Consider the following 25,406-nt stretch of genomic DNA (forward strand, 5'->3'; position numbering starts at 1 on the left):
GTGGTTAGTCGTCGCTGACGGGGATCTGGGCTTCGACATCGCGCAGGGAACGCATGGGGGCGCGCGCGAGCAGCTGGTTGGGCCACTTGGCTCCGTCTCCGGGGTTCTCGAGGCGCATGAAGTAAGTCTCGAGCTGCCGGGAAACGTCAGAGAAGGCCAGATGGTGTTGTTCAGCCACGCCCAGGGCGGCGGCGCAAGCTCTGGCCTCCTCCTCGGCGGTCAAGCCTGTCTGGGTGGCGAACTTGCGAAGCAGGTCCACGGTGGTCAACCGTCCGCCAGCAGAACGCGGTTCGTGGACGAACAGACGGCGGGACTCGATTGCCGCGCTGGTAGTCAACTCCAGTACACGACGGCTGGCGCGGGTGATGGGGATGGGTTCCACGAAGCGGTCGCCCTGCTCGATGAAGGGCCGGAACTGGGAGAAGACGGCGGAGTCTCGTTCGCGGCCGATCTTGTGGATGACGTAAACCAAGCCGGGATGAGCGCGTCCTACGCGGGCCGTAGCCTGAATGAACTCCGCAGTTGTCAGCGGCACACCGAGCACCGTCATCACGTTCAGCCGGTCGACGTCCACGCCGTGGGAGATCATCGAGGACGCAGTGACGACGTGCAGGCGCTCCAGGAAGTTGGCCTCCGGGCGCAAGAGGCGCTGCAGGGTCTCGCGCACTTCTTCGAAAGGAGTCTGCCCTGTGAGTTGGGCGGCGTTGAGTGGGCTTACGGGGACCTGGGTTCCGAGAGAGCGCCGGGCGGCCTCGACATCGCGCACGGTATTGCCATACACGACATGAGTGCCGTAGAGGTTCAGGAGCATGGGCACGTGGACGAGGTCGACGCCTGCCTGAGCGCATACGGCCTGGGGCTCGTCGAGCAGGCGGCGTACGGACTGCTGGAGGATGGTCGTAGTGCGGTCTGAAACCCACTCGAGTGTGACCCCGCGCGGCCACACCGCGACGAACCTGCGCAGCAGCCGATCCGTCTCACGAGACCAAAAGGACTCGCGAGCGGAAGGCCCTGGAACCGGGAAGACACGCCCTCGTCGGTTGTACAGGACCTCCACCTGGCGCTCAAATCCAGTGAGAGTCGCTGACGAGGCGATGATTTTCGGGGCTCGGCCGGTGAGTTCCGTCTGCAAGGCGTCCAGCAACGACTCGTAGTGAGAGTCCACCGCGCCGAGGGAGTCCCGGAGCAGGTGCAGTTCGTCTTGCAGTCGGAAGGAGGGGGCGAATCGCGCACGGTCCCGAGCTACCAGGGGGGTGGTGTCACCAGGACAATCGGGGACCAGACAGCCGGTTGGCCGTTTGGCTCGCTTCGCGTAAGTGAACCCATGGCCGGGACGTGAACAGCGCCCGGTCGGCCCCTCGAAGAATCCCCGCATGCCGCCCTGCATGGCGATCAGAGCGGCCTTGTCCAGCGTGCCGATAACGACGGTGGGCAGGAAGCGATAGATCTCCTGATCGACGACGTACACCGGTAGCGGCTTGCCTTCGCTGGGGCACCCAGTCGCGACGCACAGGTGACGCAGGGTCCAGTCACCGCGGTGGAACTTCATGCGGATCTCCTTGGACCCGCAGAAAGGGCAGGCGGTGAGGACCTGGTAACGGTCCGCCATACGAGGTTCGTCCACGTCGATGGGGTTGTGATCGGTGGGCGCGGTAGGGACTTCGTTCGGGGTCGCGCCAGCGCCGATGAAGTAGCCCAGGGAAATAGGCTCTCCACCGAGCGTGCATTCGCGACGCACCAGCTCGGCTGCGGCCAGGGCATCCGCGAAGCGCTGGGTCTGCTGGAGGGACAGCATGCGTAGCGGGAATCGACTCCAGGCCGTGATGCCTGCGAGCTTCCCGCGTAGCCGATCGTAAAAGGCGGCTAGGACGAGCAGACCGAGATACGTCTCGGTCTTGCCGCCACCGGTGGCGAACCACACGATCTCCACCTGCTGCCAGTCTTCACCTTCATTCACCAGGGAGGGCAGCACTGAGAGGATGAAGCCGATCTGGAACGGGCGCCAGCCGGCGTAGCGCCCACGGGCCGCGCGGCGCATGGCGCGGTTCATGAGCTGGAAGGCTTGGCGTAGATCGGCGTCCCGTTCCAGAACGGCCGCGCCCGCACGTAGCCGCTGGAGTTCGGCCGTATGCTCCGCAGCGGCTTCTACGGCTTCTTGAAGCATCTCCGGCTTCCAAGATTCCTCTGTGGCGCGGCGTTGCAAGGCGTCCGAAGACCAGTGCTCAAGCCCCCATGCCTCGTACGCCTCTACCAGTCGCGCGAGGGTGGCCACCGGTTCTTGGGCAAGGTTCTCGAAGGTCAACGGCAGGAGCCGTGCGTCGGTTCGCTCAAAGGTGTATTCAGGACGGTATCGATCAACAACCACCTGATCGGTCGTTACAAGTTCATTGGCGCTCCGGACAGCCACGCCACAGTTGATGCCGATGGCCGGCAGGCGCCGGTCGTAGCGAAAACTCTCGGGCAGGGATTCGAGCAGGAAGGGAGTGGTCAACAGGTCGAGGACCGTCAGTTCCACCTCGAAGAGATGGCGCTCGCCTCGCTGACGTGAACCCTCAGGCGTGGTGTTCACGAGTTCCACCACGAGCTCAGGACTGCCGCGCCAGGACTCATCTGTCACGCGCACTTCCGCACACGAGCCCACCGCCCCCGCGGCATCAAGGGCCTCGGCGATCTGGCGCCCACCGAAGGCCGCTCCCGCAGCGCCCAAGGGGACTTCGATCGGCAACACTACGTCGATCGGCGCCGTCTTCTCCCACTTCTCGCCTCGTCCCTCCGAACCCCGCACCTGGTTCCAGGCCAGCGCCCGCACGCGCGCCCGCAAGGTCCATGGCCCCTCGCCCTCAGGCCGCACTCGCAGGCCAATCGCGCATGGGTCCATGCGCCGCTCCCTGCGTACTGTGGCCGCCTCGCTTTCCGGAGCCAGCCGGCCCAACCAGTACACCCCGGCAGGGTCCGCGTCCAGGACGTCGTCCCGATCGCCTCGACCCTCCGCGGTTACCTGGCTGTCGAGCCAGTCCACGAACCGGCTCTGTGCATCCACCGCGTCCTGCGTCACGCCGCCTCCATCGCCAAAAACTCCAGCGTCAGCCGCTTAAGGCGGCAGCTATCCCGCAGACGCTCGAGCAATTTCTTCTCCAGTTGCCGCACCCGCTCACGAGTGCAGCCGAATTCCTTGCCCAGCGCCTCCAGCGTCATGGGATCCTCGCCGTCCAGGCCGAACCGTCCCTCCAACAACCGCGCCAAGCGTGGGTCGGCGTCAGTGAGCATGGCGCCGATCATCCCCAAGATCTGATCCTTCAAGAGCCGCCGAATGATCTCGTCCTCCGGCCGTTCCACCTTGGACGCGAGTACCAGATCGCCGAGCGTGGCACCGCCCTCCTCGTCTACCGGAATATCCAGGTGGATAACCGGGGCGGAGTAGTCCAGCAGTGCGCGGATATTCTCCGGCTTCTCCCCCAACCCCTCGGCCAGTTCCACCACGGTGGCGGAGCGCCCATTGCGCTCCTCGAAACGTCGCGCGTACTGCTCCACGCGGCGCAGGTCGTCACGAACATGCACCGGCAAGCGCACCACGGAGCCGGTGTTCGCGATGGCCCGGGTTACCGACTGCCGCACCCACCAACTCGCGTACGTCGAGAACTTGTAACCCATGGTCGGATCGAACTTCTCCGCCGCGCGGTTGAGACCGAGAACCCCTTCCTGGATCAAGTCATCCAGTTCCAGGTCGCCAGCACTCGGCAGGTAGCGCCTCGCGATGTCGATAGCAAGGCGTACGTTGTGCCGGACCAGTGTCTTGCGAGCTTCCTCGCCGTCACGAATCAGCTCAGCCACATCACCGGACGCCTCACAGTCGGCCGCGGGCTCTTCCGTCCTCAGAGACTCCTCCGCCCGCAGCCCCATCTGGATGCGTCGCCCCAGCGCCACCTCTTCCTCGGCCGCCAGGATCCGATGCCGTCCCAGCCGCCCCGGGTAGGCGTCCGACTGTTCTCGACCGCTGAAGCCCGTGGGCCTGGCGTCCGCCTCGGCTCCGCCACTGGCCAAAGCGTTGTTCTGCGGTTCTTCGCTCAGCACCCCGTGCTCACGCAGGACGGCCAGGACACGGCCCAACCGCTGTGGATCAATACCCCGGCGGCTGGCCACCTGCACTACGTGAGCGCGCTCAAGTCGGCCAAGGCGCTCACTGTCCTCCAGCAACGCCTCAACGCAGGCTTCGATCACGTCTTCCACGCTGAAGACGCCCTCCCCTGAAATCAAAAACGAGTTTCCTGGACGCCGAGCGATGCTGTTCCCCGCCCCCTCGACCCAGTGGAAGAAAGCTAGGACCGCAGATCTACCGAGCGCAAGCGGAAGTTCAATTTATGGCTACTCAACCCCTTTTAAGGCCGACTGCCGGAATGCTTCCCAGGAAGGCCAATATGAGAGTTAGGCCCGACTCGTTGACTCGCCGCCTCCGGGCCGCTACATTTGCCGCACAGGCTGAAACTCGATCTTAGATCATGTGTTCGAGGAGTGCCGCATCAGCGGCTGGCAACCTCGCCTTGTACGCGCTCGCAGGCCGCTCGTCGCACACAGAATTCCTTGTGCACTGGCGCATGCACTTTCTGATGTCCCGCTATCACGCGGTGAGAGAATTCGCGGTCGGCGTCTACCGAGTCCAATCATCGTGGGCGGACCCTGAGGCTCCTCTCAAAGGGCGGCAGGTGGACGACTCATGTGAGCCAGCACCGCAGAATAAGGTGGCCCCTGCAGCCGTTCGGAGACGATGCTGGGAGCCATCTGGGAGCCAACCCGCTCCCCGAGCCCCTTCGAGCCTACGCGAGACCAACCGTTCCCCCGCGCCTGACCTGCGGAAATGTCGTCGCTGCTGGCAGGCTCACCAACCGAACCTCGTTCGGGACGAAGAGGTCGTGGGTTCAAATCCCGCCACCCCGACGCCGTAGTAGCAGATCAGGCAGGTACTGGATTCAGTGCCTGCCTGATCTGTTTCTGTCTGCGTGACTAACGCTTCCCGCCTGTCTACGACCGCCGCTCTTGCGTACCGAAGATGCCCCCTTCAGAAAGACGTGGTCCCAGGTGAGGGCCCGCAGTTCCTCGGTGCGGGCCCCGGTCAGCAGGGCGACGACGATGTACGCGTACATCGAGGTTCCCTCGGCGCTCCTGAGCACGGCCTCGGCCTGGGCGAAGGTGAGCACCTTCGAGGAACGCCCCGCTTGCCCCTGGGTCCCGGCGTCGTATCCCCGCGAGGCGAGAGCGACGGTGGCGTCCGCCTTCACCGACTGTGAGTCCACGACCGCCGCACTCGGCTCCTCTTTGCGGCCCTCAGCCCTGCGGACGGCCTCGCGCAGCCGGTCGTGCAACTCGGCCACCAGCCCCGCATCCCGCCGGCGGGCGAAGAAGGCATACACCCGCGGCCAGGGCGGAAAGTCGGACGGCATCGCGCGCCACTTGATGCCGTTGTCGACGAGGTAGCGCACGGCGTCGATCATCTGCCGGTGGCAGTAGCCCTCCGGACGGCAGCCCCGGCCCGCCAGCCACCCCGGTACCGGCAGCAGATCCCGTACCGACGCCCACTCGGCATCGCTCATGTCCGAGCCGTACCGGGGCCGGCGCTCCGGCCGGTCGGCCGCATTCCCGAACTGATGGGCGAGACAGCCACACCCAGGAGTGGACCGACTGGACCCGGCAACCACGACCACGCGACACTTCGACAACAGGGCCTCTTGCTCCTCGCTGGACTCGACAACCGCGAGCTACCAAGAGGCCCTTCCTTCATGCCTGCACGGACACCGCGAGCCCTCCTCATCCAAGAGCTGGCGAAGATCAGCGATTGGAATCTCCGGAACTGCGGTGTAAAACCAGAGATTCCCACCAAGAGATAATGGATCGGCGCACGATGTAAGCGAATATATGAATTCGCATCGGGAGTGCATCACCCCACCAGCCAGCTCGACCAGACGACACACAGGCGATGGGTGGATCCACGCCCGAAGCAGCCCGTCCAAGGCGTAGTCGAGCGACTACGGCGATTGCGCCCTCAGGCGACATCAACTCCTGGCAAGCGGTTCAGTCGCACCACAAATGCACCAGATCAAGCGGGGAACAGCGGGGGACCACGATGAAGGCAGCACATCCCAGAAGCACCAGGAAACAACCGTTCACCCAGGTCGGCGGCCTGGGGGTGCCGGGCGCAGTGATTGCGTCGGCTCCTGTGTGTGCCCGGCGACCGGCTAGCTGTACGACAGCGACCCCGCGGGCCTGCGAGTCGCCCGGACCGTACCCTGCCGGCGCTGATGTCCGCGGGGGCGTTCGTGGTCAATTTTCTCGCCGGTTCCGGCGAGGCAGCCTCGCAAGCCTTCACGGGCAAGGGCCAGGACGAATTCTCCGCCGTGAACGGGATCCCTTCGGAGGTGGCCCAGGGGCCCCGATCCTCTCCGACATGGCGCTTTCTTACGCGGAATGCCGCACGGTGCAGAGCCGCGAGGCAGGAGGTCACCGGCTCTTCATCGCCCAGGTCGACGGAGGCGTGGTGCACACGCGTGATCCCCTGCTGTGCTGCAAGGGCGAATACAGCACCTGGCCCCGCCTCGCCGTGGCCGGGGTCTGATACAGGGCGAGGGCGCGCAGGGCGGCCCCCGTCCTGTATCAGGAGGCTCATTCACGTCAGTGCGTCTTCGGCATGCCGAAGCGGAATGCCGCGAAGTCGTCCGGATACTGGCGCGCCTTGCGGGTGTTGAGCCACAGGCGCAGCAGATCACGGCGGCGGCCCGGCTGGTCCTCGAACGCCGTACGGCCGTGCACCACAAGGTTGTTGTTCAGCAACTGGATGTCGCCCGGCTGGAGCTTCATCGAGATCTGGTGCTCGTCCATGGCACCGATCTCCTGGAAGAGCCGGAGGGCGTACCGCTCGATGTCACTGAGCGGAATCCCGGACCGCGCGGTGGCCGACTCGATGTACTGCGCCATGTAGAAGCGGCAGCTGAGCTGGTCGTTGAAGTAGCCGTACACGGCGTTGCGGTAGTACGGCACCTCGTCGGTCGCCTCTTCGGCCCGTCGGTCGTAGACGAAGCCACGGTAGTAGATGCCGAGTAGCTCACGATGGTGGGCGAGCAGGTAGTTGTAGATCGTCATGGAGCTGGCCAGCGTGCTGACTCCGCCGTGTCCCGCGTTGCGCAGGCACAGCAGGCCCACAATGTCGGCGCTGTCGGTGTGGAAAGGCAGCGCGGAACGGGTCCGGTAGGCCCGGGTCACGGTGTTCGGGTCGTCGAGGTCGCCCTCCGAGTAGTCCTTGACATGGGCCATCAGATCGCCGGCCGCATTCTGTGACACCGGTACGCCGAGGTGAAGCCCGACGCCCCAGTAGATCACCTTGGCATCCTCCACCGACCACTTGTCGACCGGAAGACCGCGCACCACACTGAATCCGCGGCCGAACTCCAGTTCGTCCACGATCGCTTCGAGCCGCCTGCCGAGAGTGGGCAGTGGAAAGTCGTCCACGGAGAGTTTCGCGAGCGGCTCTCCGCGCTCCTTCGCGGTACCCAAGGCGCTCTCCAGTTCAGCGATTTCCCGCTCGTCGAGGACCTCCGTCCAGGAGCTCGAATCGGTAAAGTCGCTCGCCTGCCAGACTCCAGGTCCGGTGACCGGTTCGGTGCGTATGAAGTGGTTGGAATTCGGGGACAAAAGATCTCTCCGATCTCGTAATGCGGCGGTTCACGCCGACTGCGCAACTTCCCGCGCGACCGTACGGTTTGAACACAGGTCGATCATGGTGGTAACCGACCTGAACGTCAAAGCTACAGAAGGGTGTTGATGCTCCATCAGGGCAGCGGGTAGGGTGCCGATGTCCTACCTCAGGCGTGCGCAGTCCGACCCACCCGACCATCAATTCCCGAGCTGTAGCGACGTTGTCTCACAATCTTGGTTTCACCACGAAGACAGTCCGTGTCAACTCCGGGCACACATAGCCCGACCTCACCCGATGCGGTGAACTCGCCCTGGCCTGCCGCGGGTCGGCACCGGCCCATCACGGAGAGACAGTGATCATGCCCCCCCGACGGATTCCTGCCCTCACCCTCAGCGCTGCCCTGGTCACGGTCACGCTGGCCGGCTGCGGATCGGGTGTCGACCGGCACTCCACCGACGCTCTCACCGTCGGGCTGGTGGCCGAGCCCGCGACGCTGGACTTCTCCACCACGGACGGCGCGGCGATCCCGCAGGCGTTGCTGGGCAACGTGTACGAGGGCCTGGTCCGGATCGATCAGCAGGGCCGAATACAGCCGGGGCTGGCGAAGAGCTACGACCGCAGCGCCGACGGTCGCACCTACACCTTCCACCTGCGCAATAACGTGAAGTTCACCAACGGGAAGGCCTTCACGGCGGACGACGCCGTCTTCTCCATCAATCGCGTCCGGACGGTCTGGAAGCTGAAGATCGCCCAGCAGATGGACGACGTACGCAGCGCGACGAAGGTGGACGCCGACACCGTCAAGGTCACGCTGAAGCGCCCCAGCAACAACTGGCTGTACTCGATGACCACGCGCATCGGCGCGATGTACAGCCGAGACGGGGTGTCGGACCTGAAGGAACACCCGGTGGGTACCGGGCCCTTCGAGGTGGAGAGCTGGCAGCGCGGCGACAGCCTGGTCCTCAAGCGCAACGCCGGTTACTGGGGCGCCAAGCCCGCGCTGGGCACGGTGACCCTGAAGTACTTCAAGGACTCCGGGGCCCTGAACAACGCGATGCTCGCCGGGGACATCAACGTCCTGGGCGCCGTGCAGGCCCCCGAGACGCTGTCGCTGTTCAAGGACAAGAGCCGATTCCAGGTCATCGACGGATCCTCGACCTCGGAAGTCGTACTGTCGATGAATAACTCCCGCAAGCCCTTCCAGGACAAGCGGGTCCGCCAGGCCGTGCGGTACGCCATCGACCACGAGGCGCTGCTGAAGACCACCCGCGCCGGCCGCGGCACGCTGATCGGCTCCCAGGAGTCCCCGAGCGACCCCTGGTACGCGGGCGCGTCCAACCGCTACCCGTACGACCCGGCGAAGGCCAAGCGGCTGCTGAAGGAGGCCGGGGCGGAGGGCACCAGCATCCGGATGCGGATTCCCAACCTGCCCTACGCCGTCAGCGCGGCCCAGGTCGTCCAGGACCAGCTGGCTCAGGTAGGTCTCAAGGTGCGGATCGAACCCCTGGAGTTCCCGGCCCGCTGGCTGTCGGAGGTCTTCGACAAGGCCGACTACGACATGTCGATCATCGCCCAGGCCGAACCCCGCGACCAGTGGATCTTCGCCGACCCGCACTACTACTTCCGCTACGACAACCCCGCCTACGCCCGGCTGCTCCAGGAGGCCGACGCCGGGTCGCCGCAGGAGGCTTCCGCGGACTACCGTCAGGCGCTGAAGCTGCTGTCCCAGGACTCCGCCGCCGACTGGCTCTACCTCATGCCGAACCTGATGGTGGCGGACAAGAGCCTGCAGGGCCTGCCGGTCAACCAGGTCGGCGAGGGACTGGAGTTCGCGGGCGTGCGGTGGTCCGGGAAGTGAGCCACCGCGTCCGCAGCGCCGACGGTTGCGGTGCCGTATGAGCCACGTCGTGCGCAGGACTGCGACCCTGCTCGTCAGCGTGGTGGTGGCCAGCTTCGTGGTATTCGCCCTCCTCGCCGTACTGCCAGGCAACGCGGCGGAGGTCGCGCTGGGCACCAACGCCACTCCTGCGGCCGTGGCCAGGCTGAGCCGGGAGTTCGGCACGGACCGGCCGTTGCTGGTGCAGTACGCCGACTGGGCCCAGGGCCTCCTGCACGGTGACTTCGGCACCTCGTACGTGACGCACGAGGCGATCGGCCCGCGGATCGCGGATCGCTTCGCGGTGACGGCCTGGCTCGTGGCGGGCGGCATGCTGGTGGCCCTGCTGCTCGCGCTGCCCGCGGGTGTGCTCGCGGCCGCCTGGCACCGCACCGGACGCGGGGCCCTGCTGTCAGGCCTCAGCCAGGTCGGTATCGCCGTACCCGCCTTCCTCGCGGGCATCCTGCTCGTCTACGCCTTCGCGGTACGCGCCGGCGCCCTGCCGGCCGGAGGGTACACACCGCTCGCCGAGGATCCCCAGGACTGGGCCCGGCATCTGGTGCTGCCCTGGTTGTCACTCGGCTTGGTCCAGGGCGCGGTGCTCACGCGCTACGTACGCTCCGCCCTGCTGTCCGTGCAGCGTCAGGACTTCATGCGCACCGCACGCGCCAAGGGGGTGCGCCGGTGGGCCGCGCTGTGCCGGCACGGGCTGCCCAACGCCGCCATCCCCGTGGTCACCGTCCTGGGCCTGCAACTGTCGAATCTCTTGGTCGGGGCGATCGTCGTCGAGCATGTCTTCGTCATCCCCGGCCTCGGCGATCTGCTGTTGCGCGGTGTGCAAGACCGCGACCTGCTGCTCGTGCAGGGCGTGGTGGTCGTTCTCGTTGTTGCGGTGCTTGTGGTGAATCTGGTGACTGACCTGCTCTATCGCGTGCTCGACCCCCGTCTGCGGAGCCGCTGATGAGATTCCGGGCAACTCTGGTGACCGGCTGCCTGATCGTCGCTCTCGTGCTCGCGGTGGCCGCCGTCTCCATGGTGTGGACTCCGTACGATCCCAACCACGTGGACGCCGCCCGGCAACTCGCCGGCGCGGGCGGTGAACACCTGTTGGGGACCGACCAGTTCGGCCGTGACGTGGCCAGCCGTCTGATGGTGGGTGCCCGCATCACCGTCTTCGCCGGTGTCGTCGCCGTGGGCATTGCGCTGCTGGCCGGGGTACCCATGGGCGTGGTCGCCGGGATGACAGGCGGCTGGCTCAGCACCGTCATCATGCGCGTGAGCGACTTCCTCCTGGCCTTCCCCGCCCTGCTGCTGGCCATCATGCTGGCGGCCGTCTACGGCTCCGGCACGCTGACCGCGATGGTGGCGATCGGGATCGCCTCGGCCCCGGGTTTCGCCCGGGTCAGCAGGGCCGCGACGCTGCGCGTCATGACCGCGGAGTACATCGACGCGGCACGGCTGGCCAAGCGCGGCCGCCTGGCGATCGCCCTGCGGCACGTGCTGCCGAACATCGCGGACATCGTCATCGTGCAGGCGTCCGTGTCGTTCTCCACCGCAATCCTGGCCGAGGCGGCCCTGTCCTACCTCGGGCTCGGCACGACGCCTCCGACCCCCTCCTGGGGACGGATGCTCCAGGAGTCACAGGATCTGCTCTTCTCCACGCCCCAGCTCTCCCTGTGGCCTGGGCTCGCTGTCGCGGCCACCGTGCTGGGGCTCAACCTCCTCGGCGACGGTCTGCGTGACCGCGTGGACCCTGCTCTCGAAGGAGTGCGATGAGCCCCGGCGAGCCCCTGCTCGAAGTGACGAACCTGACGGTCGACTCAGGTTCGGCGCAGTTGGTGCGCGGTATCGGCTTCACTGTGGCGCGCGGCGAACGGGTCGGTGTCATCGGCGAATCCGGTTCGGGCAAGTCCCTCACCGCACTGGCCTGCCTGGGGTTGCTCGACGACGGGTTGCGGCCGGGCGGGAGCGTGCGCCTCGCGGGCGTGGAGTTCGACCTGCTGGGCGCCTCCGACCGGCAGCTGTCCGCGATCCGCGGCAAGCGCATCGGCATGGTCTTCCAGGATCCGATGGCCGCCCTCAACCCCGTGCAGAAGGTCGGCTCGCAGATCACCGAGGGGATGCGCCTGCACGGCACCCGGCCCACACGCCGGGTCGCCGACGAAGCGGCCGTGGAACTCCTCGACCGGCTGCGGCTGCCCGCCCCCCTGCAGGCGGCCCGCTCCTTCCCGCACCAGCTCTCCGGCGGCCAGCGCCAGCGCGGCGTCCTCGGTATAGCCCTCTCCAACGACCCCGACCTGCTGATCTGCGACGAGCCGACCACCGCCCTCGATGTGACCGTGCAGAAGGAGATCACCGACCTGATCGTCGGCCATTGCGAGGAGCGGGGCACCGCGGCGCTGTTCATCAGCCACGACCTCGCACTCGTGTCGTCCGTGTGCCACCGTGTCCTGGTCATGTACGGCGGCCGGATCGTGGAGAGCGGGTCTGCCGACCGGGTGCTGTCGGCACCGAAGCACCCCTACACCCGGGCCCTTCTCGCCGCTTGTGATCTGACGCCCGGTTCCCGCGCCCGCGCCATCCCGGGCGCCGTCCCCGCACCCAAGGACCTGCCGGCCGGCTGCGGTTTCAGCAACCGCTGCGCGTACGCTGACGAGCAGTGTGCCGCTCCGCCTGAGCCGACCGGCGAGAAACCGGACGACACGGTCGCCTGCTGGCACCACGACGCACTGCCCTCCTGGCCGTCCGCCGCCGAGTCCCCAGACCGGGACCGTACGGAGCCGGCCCACTTCGGGAAGGCCGTGGACAGCGAACTGCTGCTGTCCACGCAAGGCCTCACCCGGCGCTACCAGGGGCGCCGTACGGGCCTCTTCGGCAAGCGCCCGACCATCAGGGCCCTCGAACCAATCGATCTCGACCTGCGTGCGGGACAGCGGGTCGGGGTGGTCGGTGAGTCGGGGGCCGGAAAGTCGACTCTGCTGCGGCTGCTGGCCGGTCTGGACCGCCCGAGCGACGGCGGCGTGCGCTACTTTGGGCGCGCCGACGGGCCCAGCGGCGGGGCCGGTTCCAGACTGCAGGTGGTCTTTCAGGACCCCATGGGCTCGCTCGACCCCCGGCTTCGGGTGCGGGAAATCATCGCCGAGCCCCTGCCCGCCCGCCGCTCCGCGGCCGCGCGGGAGCGGGTGTCCGAACTGCTGATGGCCGTCGGACTTCCCGAAGAGGCCGGCGAGCGCTATCCGCATCAGCTCTCCGGCGGCCAGCGCCAGCGCATCGCCATCGCGCGGGCGCTGGCTCCGGAGCCCGCCGTCCTGCTCGCCGACGAACCCGTCAGCGCGCTGGACGTCTCGGTACGCGCCGAAGTCCTCGACCTGCTGCGCACGGCCACGACCGAGCGACAAATGGCACTGTGTGTCATCTCGCACGACCTCGGTGTCATCCGCTATCTGTGCGACACGGTGCTGGTGCTGCGGGACGGCAGGCTGGTCGAGAGCGGCACGGTGGAGTCGGTGTGGGAGGCACCACGGCACCCGTACACGAAGCAGCTCCTCGGCGCCATACCGAGGATGAGGTACTGAAGACCGGCGGCCCGGCCCCGTCCGCTCAACTGCGGCGTGCCGCACGGGACATCCAGGCCGCGACCGCCGCGCCCGAGACGTTGTGCCACACGGAGAAGATGGCTGCGGGCAGAGCCGCCGCCGGACTGAAGTGGGCGGTGGCGAGCGAGGCCGCGAGGCCGGAGTTCTGCATGCCGACCTCGAACGCCATGGCCCGGCTCGCCGGCCGGCTGAGGCGCGCCAGCTTCCCGGCGGCGTAACCGAGCAGCAGGCCGAGGCCGTTGTGCAGCACCACTGCGAGGAACACCAGGGCGGCCGCGTCCTTGATGCGAGCGGCGCTGCCCGAGATGACGACGAGCACGATGACGGCGACGGCGGCGGCGGAGAGCCAGGGAAGCAGCCACAGGACCCGGTCCACGTAACGGCCGACGGCCAGCCGTACGGCCAAGCCGGCGAGGACCGGGACCAGCACCGTCTTGAGGATGTCCACCACCATGGAACCGGCGTCGACCGAGAGGAACTTCCCGGCGAGCAGTAGCGTGAGGGGCGGCGTCACCAGCGGTGCGACCACCGTGGAGACGGTCGCTACCGAGACGGACAGCGCGACGTCTCCCCGGGCCAGGTAGGTGATCACGTTCGACGCCGTACCGCTCGGGGCGCAACCGACGAGGATGACACCGGCCGCCAGCTGAGGGGGCAGATCCAGCAGCGTCGCGACCAGCCAGCCCAGGCCGGGCATGATGACGTAGTGGGCGACCAGGCCCAGCCCCACAGGCCAGGGGCGTCTGGCGATCGCGGTGAAGTCCGGCGGCGTCAGGGTCAGGCCCATGAGGAACATCACCACGCCCAGCATCCACGGCACGGCGGGCGCCCAGCCCGTGAAGTGCGCCGGCCAGAGCAGCCCGATCACACCGGCCGCGACCACCAGAAGGGGGAAGAGGACGACGGCACGTCGTGCCGCCCGGTCGGCGGACGGAACGTCAGCGGGAGGGGAGGGGACGTCCGGGGTGGTCGGCGTCTCGGGTAACGAAGAGAGCTCATCACCGGAAACGCTCTGGTGCTCGCTAGGCATGACCGGCACCCTAGCCCGTAGCCGACGTGGCCGAGTGGTCACCGAAACATTTGACGGTCGAGGGGGGCGCCGGCAGGACCCGGCCGAGCGGGGTCGCGGCAGCGGGCAGGCGGACGCCGACCGAGATGTGGACCGCGAGGATGTGGCTCGAACAGGACTCCGTTGCCCCTGCCGCTCCCGTGCCTGCCGGTGTCCGGAGTTCTCGTAGTCATGGCGGCAGCCCGCGTCCCGGGCGGTGCGCTGGTTGCCGTAGGCCGGGGGTGCCACCGACATCCTTCAAGGCCCGTGCCAGTGCAGCAGGTTCCAGGCGCATCGAGCGTGGATGACGCCCTGGCCGCCATGGGCGGATTCTCCGGTTGCCCGGCCGGCGCTGCACCCTTCTTCGTGTGCTGCCGCAACGGTGCCCTTCCGGGCGACTCTCGTCAGCGTCGACGCAACCATGGCCTGGCTCGCAGGACGCTGACGACCGCACGGAGCGGCGGTCCGTCAAGGGGTGCGGGCCGCCGCGGTCAGGCCGCGTGATCACGGGGTGCCTGAAGCACTGCCCCCGTAATAGCCCCCCGTGGGGTCGTCCGTGCGGTGTGGAGGTCAGGCGGTGTCGCGTTGGTCGAAGTGGCTGTCCCGGCCGTTCTGCCGTACCAGTCGGCCCGTACGGGCGGCTTCGGTTCGGGGGAGGAGGGTCCAGGTGCCGTCGGGGCGGTGGACGGCGGTGGAGTGCCAGGGGGTGGTCCAGATGTCCGGCGCGTCGAGGAGGCGGATGCCGAACTTCGGGGCGCCGATGGGCTGGGGGTGGATGGAGAGGCGTACGGCGCGGGGATGGTGGGCGGCGATCAGGGCGCCCCAGGCGCGGCTGCGCTGGATGACGCCGTAGGCGCGTTGCCGGCAGGTTCGTTGGAGGGCGGAGCGGGTGCCGGACCAGTCCGCGGTGTCCTCGACGAGGAAGCGGGTGATGCCGCGGTAGAGGGCGAGGGCGTGGTCGTCGGTGCGGAACGCGGCGCGCAGGGCGTCCACGGTGGGGGCGTAACGCTCGTGGACGTGGGCGCGTTTGGCGTCGTGCGGGAGGTCGCCGAGCGCGTCGCGCAGGTCGAAGACGGAGAGTCTCTCCAGGCCCAGTTGCCGTATCTGCAGGCGCAGGTCGTCGGCGTAGGCGTCGATGTGTTCGTCGGGAACCCCGATGAGGTCGGCGAAGACGTGGCCGTCGGAGCAGATGATCACGCGGGCGCCCGGCGGGTAGACGCGCTCGATCTCCGCGCACAGGGTGTCCAGGAAGGTGAGGGAGAGACGTTCGCCCTGGTCGGGGAGGTGACCGAGGACCTTGGCGGGGTTGGGGGACTTGCAGGGAAAGCCGGGCAGCGCGAAGACGACCGGGGCGCCGTCGCGCACGAAGGCGGCGATGCGGCGCAGCTGGTGGGGGAACGCTTCCGCGGGGGCGGGAGCGGCGGCGCGGTCGGAGGTGCGGTGATGGGGCAGGAGCAGGCCGAGGATCTCGGCGCCGACGCGGGTGGCGAGGGTGTCCGGCGCGGTCGTCAGTGGCATGTCGTTCCTCCTGGGGTTCGGGGGCACGTCGGCATGGCGCCGCGGCGGGGGTGGTGGCCGGGCGCCGGTGGTCGGCTGGTGGGGGGGCGCCCGGGACCGGGCCGGACGGCGCGTCCGGACCCGGACGGCCGGGAGCCCGGGTCAGAGGCGTCGGTCGTAGCCGACGGGCAGACGGCTGGTGCCGCGGCCGAGGACGGCCGGGATCCACTCGATGTCCTCGTCCCCGGTCGCCAGGTGGAGGCCGGGCAGGCGGGCGAGGAGGGTGCCGAGGGCGACCTGGAGTTCGGCGCGGGCGAGGGCCGAGCCGGGGCAGAAGTGGATGCCGTGGCCGAAGGCGAGATGCGGGTTGGGGGTGCGGTCGAGGTCGAGGGTGTCGGGGTCGGGGAAGCGGCGCGGGTCCCGGTTGGCGGCGCACAGGGAGACGATCACCGAGTCGCCGGCCGGGACCCGCGTGCCGTGCAGGTCGCTGTCCTGGTCGAAGAAGCGCCAGGTGGTCAGCTCGAAAGCGCTGTCGTAGCGCAGGAGTTCCTCGACCGCGCGCGGCAGCAGGTCCGGCTCGGCGCGCAGCCGGGCGAGCTGGCCGGGGTTGCGGAAGAGGGCGATCAGGGCGGTGGTGATCTGGTTGGTGACCGGTTCCTGGCCCGCGACGAGGAGCTGGAAGATCATCGAGTCCAGTTCCTCCGGGGAGAGTTCGCCCCGGTCGCGCGCCGCGACCAGGCGACCGAGCAGGCCGTCGTCCCGGTGTGCCCGCTTGTGGGCGACGACGTCGGCGATGTAGCGCTGCAGGCCGTGCAGCCGGGCCTCGTACCGCGGCCGTCCCGGGTCCGTGGGGCCGACCGGCTGGACGACCTTCCCCCAGTCGCGGTCGAAGCGGGCCGCCAGCTCCTGCGGAAGACCGATGACCTCGGCCAGGACCTGGAAGGGGAACGAGGCCGCGAAGCCGCTCACGAGGTCGGCGGGACCGTGCTCGGGCAAGGCGTCGATCAGCGCGTCCGCCAGTTCCTGGAACCGGGGGCGCAGACGCTCGATCCGGCGGGGGGTGAAGGCGTCGGTGACGAAGCGCCGCATGCGGGTGTGCCGCGGCGGGTCCTGGTGCAGCAGGTGGACCTGGAGCTGTGAGTGCTGGGGCTCCGGCATGATCGAGGCGCGGGCGCGCCAGCGGTCGTTGCCGCGGTCGTGGTTCTTGCCCAGGCGGTCGTCGTTCAGCGCGGCGTGCGCGGCGTCGTAGCCGGTGACGAGCCAGGCTCGGACTCCGCTGGGGAAGAGGACCCGGTGGACGGGGCCCGCCTCGCGCATCCGCCGGTACAGCGGGTAGGGGTCGGCCTTGTAGGGGCAGCCCGTCAGCGGGACCGGCTCGGGGAGCGCCTGCTCCGCCCGGTTCGGCGGGGGTTCCTGGATGGTCATGTGAGGGCTCCTCAGAGGACGAGTTCGGGCCGGTAGTGGTCCAGCCACAGCGCGAGGTCGACGACGCGTTCGAGGCGCAGGCGCTGGCCCCACTCCAGCCGGTCGGGCGGGGTGTCGAGGCAGGGTCTGATGCGGGTCTCGTCGGCGATCGCGCACACCCCTTCGGCGGACAGCGCGTCGCGGGCCATGTCCTGCAGGCCGCGGTTGTAGTCGGGGTGGTGGGTGGCCGGGTAGTGGTTCTTCGGGCGGCGCAGCACCGAGTCCGGGGCGAGACCGGAACCCATCGCCCGCAGCAGGCTCTTCTCCCGGCCGTCGAAGCTCTTCAGGGCCCAGGGCGTGGCGAAGGCGTACTCCACGAGCCGGTGGTCGCAGTACGGCACGCGCACCTCCAGGCCCTGCGCCATGCTGAGGCGGTCCTTGCGGTGCAGGAGCTGGCGCAGCCAGCGGGTCAGGGACAGGTGCTGCATCTCGCGCTGCCGGTGCTCGGCGGGTGTCTCGTCCTCGTGGTGCGGTACGGCGGCCAGCGCGGTGCGGTACGTGTCGTCGCGGAACTCGCCGATCCGCAGGTCGAGTTCCGGATTCATGGGCATGGCCGCCTCGTCGCCGGTGACCAGCAGCCACGGGAAGGTGCGGGCGGCGAGCGCAGCGGGGTGGTGGAACCACGGGTAGCCGCCGAAGACCTCGTCGGCCGCCTCGCCGGACAGCACGACGGTGGAGTGCCGCCGTATCTCGCCGAAGAGCAGGTACAGGGAGGTGTCCATGTCGCCGACGCCGATCGGCGCGTCGCGGGCCACGACGACGGCTCGGCGGTGCCCGGGGTCGAGCAGGGCACGCGGATCGAGTACGACCGTGCTGTGGTCGGTGCCGATGAAGGCGCCGGCCTCGGTGGCGAACGGGGTGTCGTGACCGGTGCGCAGCACGTCGCCGGTGAACTGCTCGGCCTGGTCGCTGTAGTCGACGGCGTACGAGCGGATCCGCGCGCCGGGGCCTTCCCGCAGCCGGAGTTCGTCGGCGAGCAGGGCGGTCAGGACCGTGGAGTCGATGCCGCCCGACAGCAGGCTGCACAGGGGGACGTCGGCCTCCAGCCGGCTGCGTGCCGCCGCGCCGACCAGGGCGCGGACCCGCTCCACGGCGGTGTCCCGGTCGTCCTCGTGGGCCGCGGCCGCCAGCTGCCAGTAGCGGCGTTCGCGGATGCCGTCACGGTCCAGGACGAGCACGCCGCCGGGCTCGACCTCGCGTATCCCGGACCACACCGTCGGTCCGGTGTTGAACAACAGGCTGTACGCCTCCCGCAGTCCGTCCGCGTCCACCCGGGGCCGTATCTCCGGGTGCGCGAAGAGGGCCTTGGGCTCGGAGGCGAAGGCCAGCCCGCCGCCGACCGCCGCCCAGTACAGCGGCTTGACGCCGAGGCGGTCCCGGACCAGCACCAGCCGCTGGGCGCGCTCGTCCCAGACGGCGAAGGCGAACATGCCCTCCAGGTGGTCGGCGACGTCCTCGCCCCACTCGGTGTACGCGCGCAGCACGACCTCGGTGTCGCTGCGCGTGCGGAAGTCGTGGCCGCGGGAGCGCAGTTCGGCCCGCAGCTCGTGGTGGTTGTAGACCTCGCCGCCGTAGGTGAGCACGGTGGACGGCCGGTCGGGCCGGTCCGTCATCGGCTGCGCGCCGCCCGCGAGGTCGATGACGGCCAGGCGGCGGTGCCCGATCGCGGTGTGCTCGCCGAGCCAGCAGCCGCCCGCGTCGGGGCCGCGCGAGGTGAGTGTGGCGGTCATGGCCTCGATGACCTGGGACTGCGTGCGGGCGTCGTGGTGGAAGGACACCCAGCCGGTGATTCCGCACATGGGGACGGCTCCTCGTTCAGCGGTCGTGGGCGGCGGTCGCCGCGTCGGCGGTCGCCGCGTCGGCGGTCTTCGCGTCGGCGGTCGCCGCGTCGGCGGTCGCCGCGTCGGCGGTCGCCGCGTCGGCGGTCGCCGCGTCGGCGGTCTTCGCGGACGCGGGCTCGGGCCCGCGTCCGCGTGGTGCGAGCAGGGGGACGGCGAGGCAGGCGGCGCCGGCCGCCAGGGCCAGCCCGGCCGTCGGGCCGTGGTCGCCCGCGGCCAGTCCCCAGGCGGCGGTGGCCAGGGCCGGGCCGAGGGTGAAGCCGAGGCTGCGGGCCAGCTGGACGGACGACCCCACGGTGGCGGTGCGCCCCGGTGGGGCGGCGCCCATCACCAGGGCCTGGGCGGGCCCGCCGTTCAGGCCCATGCCGAGGCCGGCCAGCGCCAGCCGCCAGGCGACCTGCGACGGCGCCCACTCCTGCCCCAGCGGGACGAGCAGCAGCAGGCCGACGGCGGTCAGCGCGGCGCCGGTGACCGCGACGGGCCGGGCCCCGTACCGGTCGGCGAGACGGCCGCCGAGCGGACCGGCCAGTCCCATGCCGAGGGGGAAGGCGAGCATGGTCAGACCGGTCGTGGTGGCGCTGACGCCGTCGTCGCGCCGGAGGTGCAGGGCGACGACGTAGTGCATCGCGGCGAAGCCCGCCGCGAGCGCCAGCACCGCCGCGTGCGCCCGGAGCAGCCCCGCCGCCCGCAGCACGCCGGCCACCGGACGGCCGCCCGGCCCCCGCAGCCACCACCACAGCACCGGCACGGCGGCCGGCGCGAGCATCAGCCAGCGCGGGTCGTCCGGTGCCAGGGTCAGCGCCAGGAGCAGGGCGGCCACCCCGGAGCCGACCAGCGCCGCGTCCGCCGCGGACCGCCGGTCGGGCAGACGCGGGCCGCCGTCCGCGGGCATCGTCAGCCACGCCACGATCAGGGCGAGCAGACAGAAAGGGATCTTGACGAGGAAGACGGAGCGCCAGCCCAGGTGGTCCAGCAGCAGCCCGCCCACCGCCGGTCCGGTCACCGCGCCCAGGGGGCCCAGTGTCGCGGGCACGCTCATGGCCCGCCCGCGCAGCTCCGGCCGCACCGAGCCGAGGGCGAGGACCGGCATCAGCACGAAGAGGGCGGCGCCGAACGCGCCCTGGGCGAGGCGGGCGGTGATCAGCCAGGCCACCCAGGGCGCGGCGGCCGCGAGCGCGCTGCACAGGCCGAAGCCCGCGGTCGCGAACAGTACGGCGGAGCGGGTCCCGACGCCGTCCAGCCGGCGCCCCATGGGCAACAGCAGCGCGACCACGGGGAGTTGGTAGCCCAGGACCGCCCACTGGGCGGTGCCGGCCGAGACGTGCAGACCGGCGGCGATGTCCGCCAGGGCCACGTTGACGATGTTCATGTCGAGCATCGCCACGAACGACAGCAGACCGGCCACGGCGACGAGCGGCCAGCGGTCCTCGCCGACGGGTATGTGACCGGATGGTTCCGAACCGGGTCTGTGGCGTGTCACGTGCCGCCCCTCACCGTCGCGGGTGGACTGCCGGACGGCAGCCTCGTCCCACAAGTCGGGAGGGATCGCGGGCGAGTTCCCGGATCTGGCCGGAAATCAGGGCGCCGGGACGGGCCGGCACGGACCCGCGGCGGAGAGGTCGAAGGCGATCAGCGGGTCGCCGGTGAGGGGATGGTCGACGACCGCCGCCCGCACCCCGAACACCTCGGCGATCAGGGCCGGTGTGAGGACCTCGCGGGGCGGCCCGGAGGCGACGACCGCTCCGGCGTGCAGGACGTGCAGGCGGTCGCAGACGGCGGCGGCGGCATTGAGGTCGTGCAGCGACACCAGGGTCGTACGGCTCCGGGCGCGCAGCAGGACGAGCAGTTCCACCTGATGGCGGACGTCGAGGTGGTTGGTCGGCTCGTCCAGCACCAACACGTCCGGGCGCTGCGCGAACGCCCTTGCCAGCAGCACGCGTTGGCGCTCGCCGCCCGACAGGGCGGAGAAGCGGCGGTTCGCGTGCTCCGCCATGCCGGCGTCGGCGAGCGCGCGCGCCACGATGTCCCGGTCGCCGTCGTCCTCCGCGGCGAAGGCCCGTTTGTACGGGTTCCGGCCCATCGCGACGACCTCGCGCACGGTCAGTTCGAAGTCGGCGCCCCGTTCCTGCGGGAGGGCCGCCACGTGCCGCGCCGACTGGACCGGGGTCAGCTCGCGCAGGTCGGTGCCAGCCAGCAGGACCCGCCCGGCGCTGGGCCTCAGATGCCGGTAGACGGTGCGCAGGAGCGTGGACTTGCCGCTGCCGTTCGGGCCGACCAGGCCGGTGATCTCGCCCTCGGCCGCCACCAGGTGAGCGCCCGCGACGACCGTGCGGCCGGCGTAGGCGACGTGCAGGTCCTCGACATCGATCCTCAACTGCCGCTCCCCAGGCGCCGGTCCATCAGGTACAGCAGGGCCGGAGCCCCGAGCAGCGAGGTCACCACGCCCACCGGCAGCTCCTGTGCGTCCATGGCCGTACGGCACACGAGGTCGACCACCACCAGGAGCACCGCGCCGAACAGGGCCGAGACCGGCAGCAGGCGCCGGTGGTCGCCGCCGACGAGCATGCGGCACGCGTGCGGCACCATCAGCGCGACGAAGGCGATCGCACCGGAGACCGCCACCAGGACGCCGGTCAGCACGCTGGCCACCGTGAACAGCTCGCGGCGCAGACGGGTGACGTCGACGCCGAGTCCGGCGGCCGTCTCGTCGCCCATCAGCAGGGCGTTGAGCCCCCGGGCGCGCGCCTGGAGCCACAGCAGGGCGGCGGGGACGACGACGACGGGGGCCGCGAGCATCTGCCAGGTCGCACCGCCGAGGCTGCCCATCAGCCAGAAGAGCACGCCGTGGGTCCGCTGCTCGTCTCCGGCCCGGAGCACCAGGTAGCTGGTGAAGCCGGAGAGGAACTGGCCGATCGCGACCCCGGCCAGCACCAGCCGCAGCGGCGCGAAGCCCCCGCCGCGCCGGGCCACCGCCCACACCAGCGCGAAGGTGGCCAGGGCTCCGGCGAAGGCCGCCCCGGAGATCCCGAGGCCCAGGGCCCCGCCCGCGCCGAGGCCGAGCACGATCGCGGCGACCGCGCCCAGGGAGGCACCGTTGGAGACGCCGAGCAGGTAGGGGTCGGCCAGCGGGTTGCGCACCAGCGCCTGTACGGCCGTTCCGACGACACCGAGGCCGGCGCCGACGAGGGCGGCCAACAAAGCGCGCGGGAGGCGCAGTTGCCACACGATGAGGTCGTCCGTACCGGGGCGTGGTGCCGCGCCGGACAGCCGCCGCCACACCACGCTCCACACCTCGTCCGGCGGGATGGAGGTCGAGCCCAGGGCCACGGCGGCGGTGAGCGAGGCGAGCAGGGTCACAGCCAGGACCGCGGCCAGGAGGCCGGCGGACAGGGTCCCCGGCGCCCTCGCGGCCGCCGCCCTGCGGCGGACCGGCGTGACGGCCACGGTCAGCCGGCCTTGCCCGGGTAGAGGGCCCTGGCGATCTCCTCGACCGTGTCGGCGTTCGCCACTCCCGCGATGGTCGTCCGTTCGGAGCCGATGCGCAGCAGGTGGCCTTCCTTCACCGCCTTGAGGCCCTTGGTGGCCGGGTCGGACTCCAGCCACCGCTCGGCCTCGTCGAACGCCTTCTCGTTCGCCGCCGCGCTGCCCCGGTCGCGGACGCCGAGCTGGATCCAGTCGGGGTTCTTGGCGATGACGTCCTCCCAGCCGACCTGTTCGTGGTCGCCGTCGCAGTCGGCGAAGACGTTGCGGGCTCCGGCCAGGGTGATCACGGCGTTGGCGATCTGGCGGTTGCAGGTGACCGAGGGCTGCTTGGTGCCGGCGTCGTAGTCGAAGAAGAAGAACGTGGGCCGCTCGCTCCGCGGCGTGCCGCCGACCGCCTTCTGGACGGCGGCCACCTTCTCCTTCATCCCCGCGACGAGTGTCCGTGCCCGAGCGGCGGTGCCGGTGACCTCGCCGAGGGTGGTGATGTCGGCCTCGACGGCCGACAGGTCGGTCACCGGGGACCTGCCCTGTGCGGCGCAGGCGGTGGACTTCAGGTAGATGTGCTTGATCCCGGCGGCCTCGAACTCCTCGGCCGTCGGGGCGTCGCCCATCCCGCCGCCGCCCATGCCCCCCATGGAGGCGAAGGTGTCGATGTAGAGGTCGGCACCGGAGCCGAGCAGCTTCTCCTTGGGGATGACGGTCCGGCCGAGCACTTTCACCTTCCGGGCCCGCGCGTCCAGCGCGCCGGGCAGGGTGCCCTTGCCGGGCGGGAAACCGGTGCCGATCACCCGGTCGCCGGCGCCGAGCCGGAGCAGCAGTTCCAGGGCGGAGGCGTTGCTGGTGACGATCTTCTTCGGGGTGCCGGTGAACGTCGTCCTGGCACCCGTGCAGTCGGTGACGGTCACGGGGTGGCCGCCGGCGGCCGAGTCGCCCGACCTCGCCGCGCCGTCTCCGCCGGAGTCCTTCCCCCCGCCGCCGCAGCCCGCCGCCAGCAGGCCGCCGAGCACGACAGCCGCCGTACCGCCCCACACTCGTCGAGAACGCATCGCACAACTCCCGGATCCCTCGGTACGCGGGCGAGCCTCCGTCACCCGCCCCAGAAGTCGGCGCGGACGGCGGTCGAGTTCCCGTTCGGCCGGCGTACGGGTCGTGGCCCCGGTGCCGCCGGAGGGTGCCGGCGCCGGCGTCTTTGCGGCACCGGCACCCTCCTGCCCGTCAGGCCGCCAGCGCGGCGGGCGCGGCCTCCCCCGCCGCCTTGAGGGTGTGGGGGGTGCCCCCGCCCCCGTCTTCCAGCAGCTCCATCAAGGTCGCGCGGGCTCTGGCCACGCGGGAGCGGACGGTGCCGATCGGGCAGTCGCTGACCGCCGCGGCCTCCGCGTACGGCAGGCCGAGCAGTTGCGTGAGGACGAACGCGTCCCGGCGGTCGTCGGGCAGCGAGGCCAGGAGATCGAGCAGGACGACGCCGTCGTCGAAGCCGGGCAGGTCGCACGGCTGGGCCAGCTCGACGGCAAGCTGCCAGTCCGCCACGTCGGTCAGGCGTGGCCGGGCGGCCGCACGGCGATAACTGTCGATCACCGCGCGGCGGGCGATGGACAGCAGCCAGGCCCGCGCCGAGGAACGTCCCTCGAACCGGTGCAGGCTGCCGAGCGCCCGCAGGAACGTGTCCTGCGCCAGGTCGTCCACGGCCTGGGGATCGCCGCACAGATGGGCGACATAGCGCTGCACGTCCCGGTGCAGGGCACCCACGAACTGCTCGACCGCGTCCGCGTCACCGCTCCGGGCGGCCAGCGCCCATGCGGTGATCGACTCGTCGGGTGCCGTCGTCTCGTCGTCGGTGGCGCGTCGGGCGCGTGTCGCGCGCGAGGTGGGCAGGGCAGAGGTAATCACTTGATGTCCTTCTCGGGTCAACCGTGATCCGGACCGGTGGCGCGCAGCGGCGCGCGGTCCGCTGATGTGGGGAGACGGCCCTGCGCCACGAGGGGCTACGACGCCCGCGTGGTCGCACGGCCGTGGCCCGAGGCGCGCGCGGAGAGCCGGGCGGCCTCGGGGAACCTGCTGTCGTCAGGCGACAGCGGTCCCCACCGGCGGACCCCGAGAGGTGATCGCGTGGACGAGGAGGAGGCGCGGCGCCCGGTCCGAGCGGCGGCGCCGCGGACGGACGCGCGGGCGGTCAGGGGTGGCGGGCAGGGCGAGCAGCAGGCGCAGCGGCGCCATCAGCCATCCGGCCGCCGCGCGCAGGATGCGGAAGGCGGCCCGCTCGCCGTACGCCAGCCACAGGCCGCACAGCAGCGCGGCGAACAGGTGGGCGGCGAACATCCCGAACGACGCCGAACCGCCGCCCGTAAAGAGCCCCATGTGATCCATGTGGCTCATGCCCGTGTGGCTCATGCCCGTGTGGCCCATGTCCATGCGGCCCATGTCCATGCGGCTCATGTCCATGTGCCCCATGGAGTCCGTCCGCATCGAGCCCATGCCCGGGGAGGCCGGACCACCGGACGACGCGCGCGTCGACTGGGCGTACGAGAACGCCTCGTGCAGCGCCGTCTGCGCGGCGACCGCGACGGTCACGACCAACGGCAGCCCGCGCTCGCGCCCGGCCAGGCACCAGCCCGTCGCACCGGTCACGGCCAGGCCGGCCACCAGCGCCCAGGCGGGCACGTCGCTGCCGGACATCAGGACGTGGCCCAGGGCGGCGAGCAGCACGCAGACGGCCGCGAACACCGCGGCCCGTATCGTGCGCGCACACCACCCTGCTGTCATGGCGCCTCATCATCGCATCCGGGCTTCGGCCGCCATACGGGGGTACACCGACATATATCCGGTGGAGCAGGAGGAGCAGGAGGAGCAGGACACCGGCCGTCGGGCGGCGGGGGCAGCGCGCGGCGGGGGCCACCACCGGCCGTGACCACCCGCCGGCGGCCCC

The 25,406-nt window shown here is 70.3% G+C and carries 19 protein-coding genes and 2 pseudogenes; 6 read left to right on the forward strand and 15 right to left on the reverse strand.

The annotated features are described in order from the left end of the window. Window positions 1-4: 4 nt before the first annotated feature. The 4 genes and pseudogenes from ACWDD7_RS00160 to ACWDD7_RS00175 all read right to left on the reverse strand — a co-directional run. Window positions 5-3,055, reverse strand: coding sequence for a DEAD/DEAH box helicase (locus ACWDD7_RS00160; protein WP_450455339.1), 3,051 nt, complete (start codon window positions 3,053-3,055; stop codon window positions 5-7). After that, a complete protein-coding gene (locus ACWDD7_RS00165) occupies window positions 3,052-4,227 on the reverse strand; it encodes a sigma-70 family RNA polymerase sigma factor (RefSeq protein WP_450455340.1) in 1,176 nt (391 codons plus the stop codon). Before ACWDD7_RS00165 ends, ACWDD7_RS00160 begins: the two co-directional genes overlap by 4 nt. An 821-nt stretch (window positions 4,228-5,048) precedes the next feature. Beyond that, window positions 5,049-5,357, reverse strand: a pseudogene (locus ACWDD7_RS00170) (hypothetical protein); the annotation flags it as partial. Between the two features lie 54 nt (window positions 5,358-5,411). Further along, window positions 5,412-5,585, reverse strand: a pseudogene (locus ACWDD7_RS00175) (transposase); the annotation flags it as partial. A gap of 530 nt (window positions 5,586-6,115) precedes the next feature. On the opposite strand from ACWDD7_RS00175, the gene ACWDD7_RS00180 reads away from it, so the two are divergent. Continuing rightward, on the forward strand, window positions 6,116-6,604 hold the full coding sequence (locus ACWDD7_RS00180; RefSeq protein ID WP_450455342.1) for a flavin reductase: 489 nt from the start codon (window positions 6,116-6,118) through the stop codon (window positions 6,602-6,604). Between the two features lie 56 nt (window positions 6,605-6,660). Here the strand turns inward: ACWDD7_RS00180 and ACWDD7_RS00185 are convergent, their stop codons facing one another. After that, the gene (locus ACWDD7_RS00185; RefSeq protein WP_450455343.1) at window positions 6,661-7,539 is read right to left on the reverse strand and encodes a TauD/TfdA family dioxygenase; all 879 of its coding nucleotides are present in this window, start codon (window positions 7,537-7,539) and stop codon (window positions 6,661-6,663) included. A gap of 500 nt (window positions 7,540-8,039) precedes the next feature. Here ACWDD7_RS00185 and ACWDD7_RS00190 point away from each other — a divergent pair, with 500 nt between their 5' ends. The 4 genes from ACWDD7_RS00190 to ACWDD7_RS00205 are packed head-to-tail and all read left to right on the forward strand — an operon-like array spanning window position 8,040 to window position 13,132. Next, complete coding sequence (locus ACWDD7_RS00190) at window positions 8,040-9,539, forward strand: ABC transporter substrate-binding protein (RefSeq protein WP_450455344.1); 1,500 nt, start codon at window positions 8,040-8,042, stop codon at window positions 9,537-9,539. Window positions 9,540-9,588: 49 nt separating this feature from the next. Beyond that, window positions 9,589-10,518, forward strand: coding sequence for an ABC transporter permease (locus ACWDD7_RS00195; protein ID WP_351869287.1), 930 nt, complete (start codon window positions 9,589-9,591; stop codon window positions 10,516-10,518). Beyond that, window positions 10,518-11,333 carry an ABC transporter permease gene (locus ACWDD7_RS00200; RefSeq protein WP_351869284.1) on the forward strand — a complete coding sequence of 272 codons (816 nt, stop codon included), beginning with the start codon at window positions 10,518-10,520 and terminating at the stop codon, window positions 11,331-11,333. The genes ACWDD7_RS00195 and ACWDD7_RS00200 overlap by 1 nt, the downstream gene beginning before the upstream one ends. Continuing rightward, window positions 11,330-13,132: a dipeptide ABC transporter ATP-binding protein gene (locus ACWDD7_RS00205; protein ID WP_450455346.1), complete on the forward strand. Its 1,803-nt coding sequence runs from the start codon at window positions 11,330-11,332 to the stop codon at window positions 13,130-13,132. The genes ACWDD7_RS00200 and ACWDD7_RS00205 overlap by 4 nt, the downstream gene beginning before the upstream one ends. 25 nt (window positions 13,133-13,157) lie before the next feature. Here ACWDD7_RS00205 and ACWDD7_RS00210 read toward each other — a convergent pair whose 3' ends face one another. From ACWDD7_RS00210 to ACWDD7_RS00255, 10 genes are all read right to left on the reverse strand, one after another. After that, window positions 13,158-14,183 carry a bile acid:sodium symporter family protein gene (locus tag ACWDD7_RS00210; RefSeq protein ID WP_351869278.1) on the reverse strand — a complete coding sequence of 342 codons (1,026 nt, stop codon included), beginning with the start codon at window positions 14,181-14,183 and terminating at the stop codon, window positions 13,158-13,160. A gap of 588 nt (window positions 14,184-14,771) precedes the next feature. Further along, the gene (locus tag ACWDD7_RS00215) at window positions 14,772-15,719 is read right to left on the reverse strand and encodes an L-tyrosine/L-tryptophan isonitrile synthase family protein (RefSeq protein WP_450455347.1); all 948 of its coding nucleotides are present in this window, start codon (window positions 15,717-15,719) and stop codon (window positions 14,772-14,774) included. 141 nt (window positions 15,720-15,860) lie between these two features. Next, entirely contained in the window at window positions 15,861-17,123 is a 1,263-nt protein-coding gene (locus ACWDD7_RS00220) for a cytochrome P450 family protein (RefSeq protein ID WP_450455348.1), read from the reverse strand. Window positions 17,124-17,134: 11 nt separating this feature from the next. Continuing rightward, the gene (asnB, locus tag ACWDD7_RS00225; protein WP_450455350.1) at window positions 17,135-18,961 is read right to left on the reverse strand and encodes an asparagine synthase (glutamine-hydrolyzing); all 1,827 of its coding nucleotides are present in this window, start codon (window positions 18,959-18,961) and stop codon (window positions 17,135-17,137) included. Window positions 18,962-18,977: 16 nt separating this feature from the next. After that, the gene (locus tag ACWDD7_RS00230; RefSeq protein ID WP_450455352.1) at window positions 18,978-20,480 is read right to left on the reverse strand and encodes an MFS transporter; all 1,503 of its coding nucleotides are present in this window, start codon (window positions 20,478-20,480) and stop codon (window positions 18,978-18,980) included. 96 nt (window positions 20,481-20,576) lie between these two features. Continuing rightward, window positions 20,577-21,374, reverse strand: coding sequence for an ABC transporter ATP-binding protein (locus ACWDD7_RS00235; RefSeq protein WP_450455353.1), 798 nt, complete (start codon window positions 21,372-21,374; stop codon window positions 20,577-20,579). Beyond that, window positions 21,371-22,444: a FecCD family ABC transporter permease gene (locus ACWDD7_RS00240; RefSeq protein ID WP_450455354.1), complete on the reverse strand. Its 1,074-nt coding sequence runs from the start codon at window positions 22,442-22,444 to the stop codon at window positions 21,371-21,373. The genes ACWDD7_RS00235 and ACWDD7_RS00240 overlap by 4 nt, the downstream gene beginning before the upstream one ends. Before the next feature lie 2 nt (window positions 22,445-22,446). After that, complete coding sequence (locus tag ACWDD7_RS00245) at window positions 22,447-23,529, reverse strand: ABC transporter substrate-binding protein (RefSeq protein WP_450455356.1); 1,083 nt, start codon at window positions 23,527-23,529, stop codon at window positions 22,447-22,449. A 169-nt stretch (window positions 23,530-23,698) separates the two neighbouring features. Continuing rightward, window positions 23,699-24,370: a sigma-70 family RNA polymerase sigma factor gene (locus tag ACWDD7_RS00250; RefSeq protein WP_450455358.1), complete on the reverse strand. Its 672-nt coding sequence runs from the start codon at window positions 24,368-24,370 to the stop codon at window positions 23,699-23,701. A gap of 174 nt (window positions 24,371-24,544) precedes the next feature. Next, complete coding sequence (locus ACWDD7_RS00255; protein WP_450455359.1) at window positions 24,545-25,243, reverse strand: hypothetical protein; 699 nt, start codon at window positions 25,241-25,243, stop codon at window positions 24,545-24,547. Between ACWDD7_RS00255 and ACWDD7_RS00260 the strand changes: the two genes are divergently transcribed. Further along, the gene (locus ACWDD7_RS00260) at window positions 25,242-25,388 is read left to right on the forward strand and encodes a hypothetical protein (RefSeq protein ID WP_450455361.1); all 147 of its coding nucleotides are present in this window, start codon (window positions 25,242-25,244) and stop codon (window positions 25,386-25,388) included. The two genes, ACWDD7_RS00255 and ACWDD7_RS00260, sit on opposite strands and share 2 nt — an antisense overlap. Window positions 25,389-25,406: the final 18 nt, after the last annotated feature.

This window comes from Streptomyces sp. NPDC001056 (assembly GCF_053598955.1).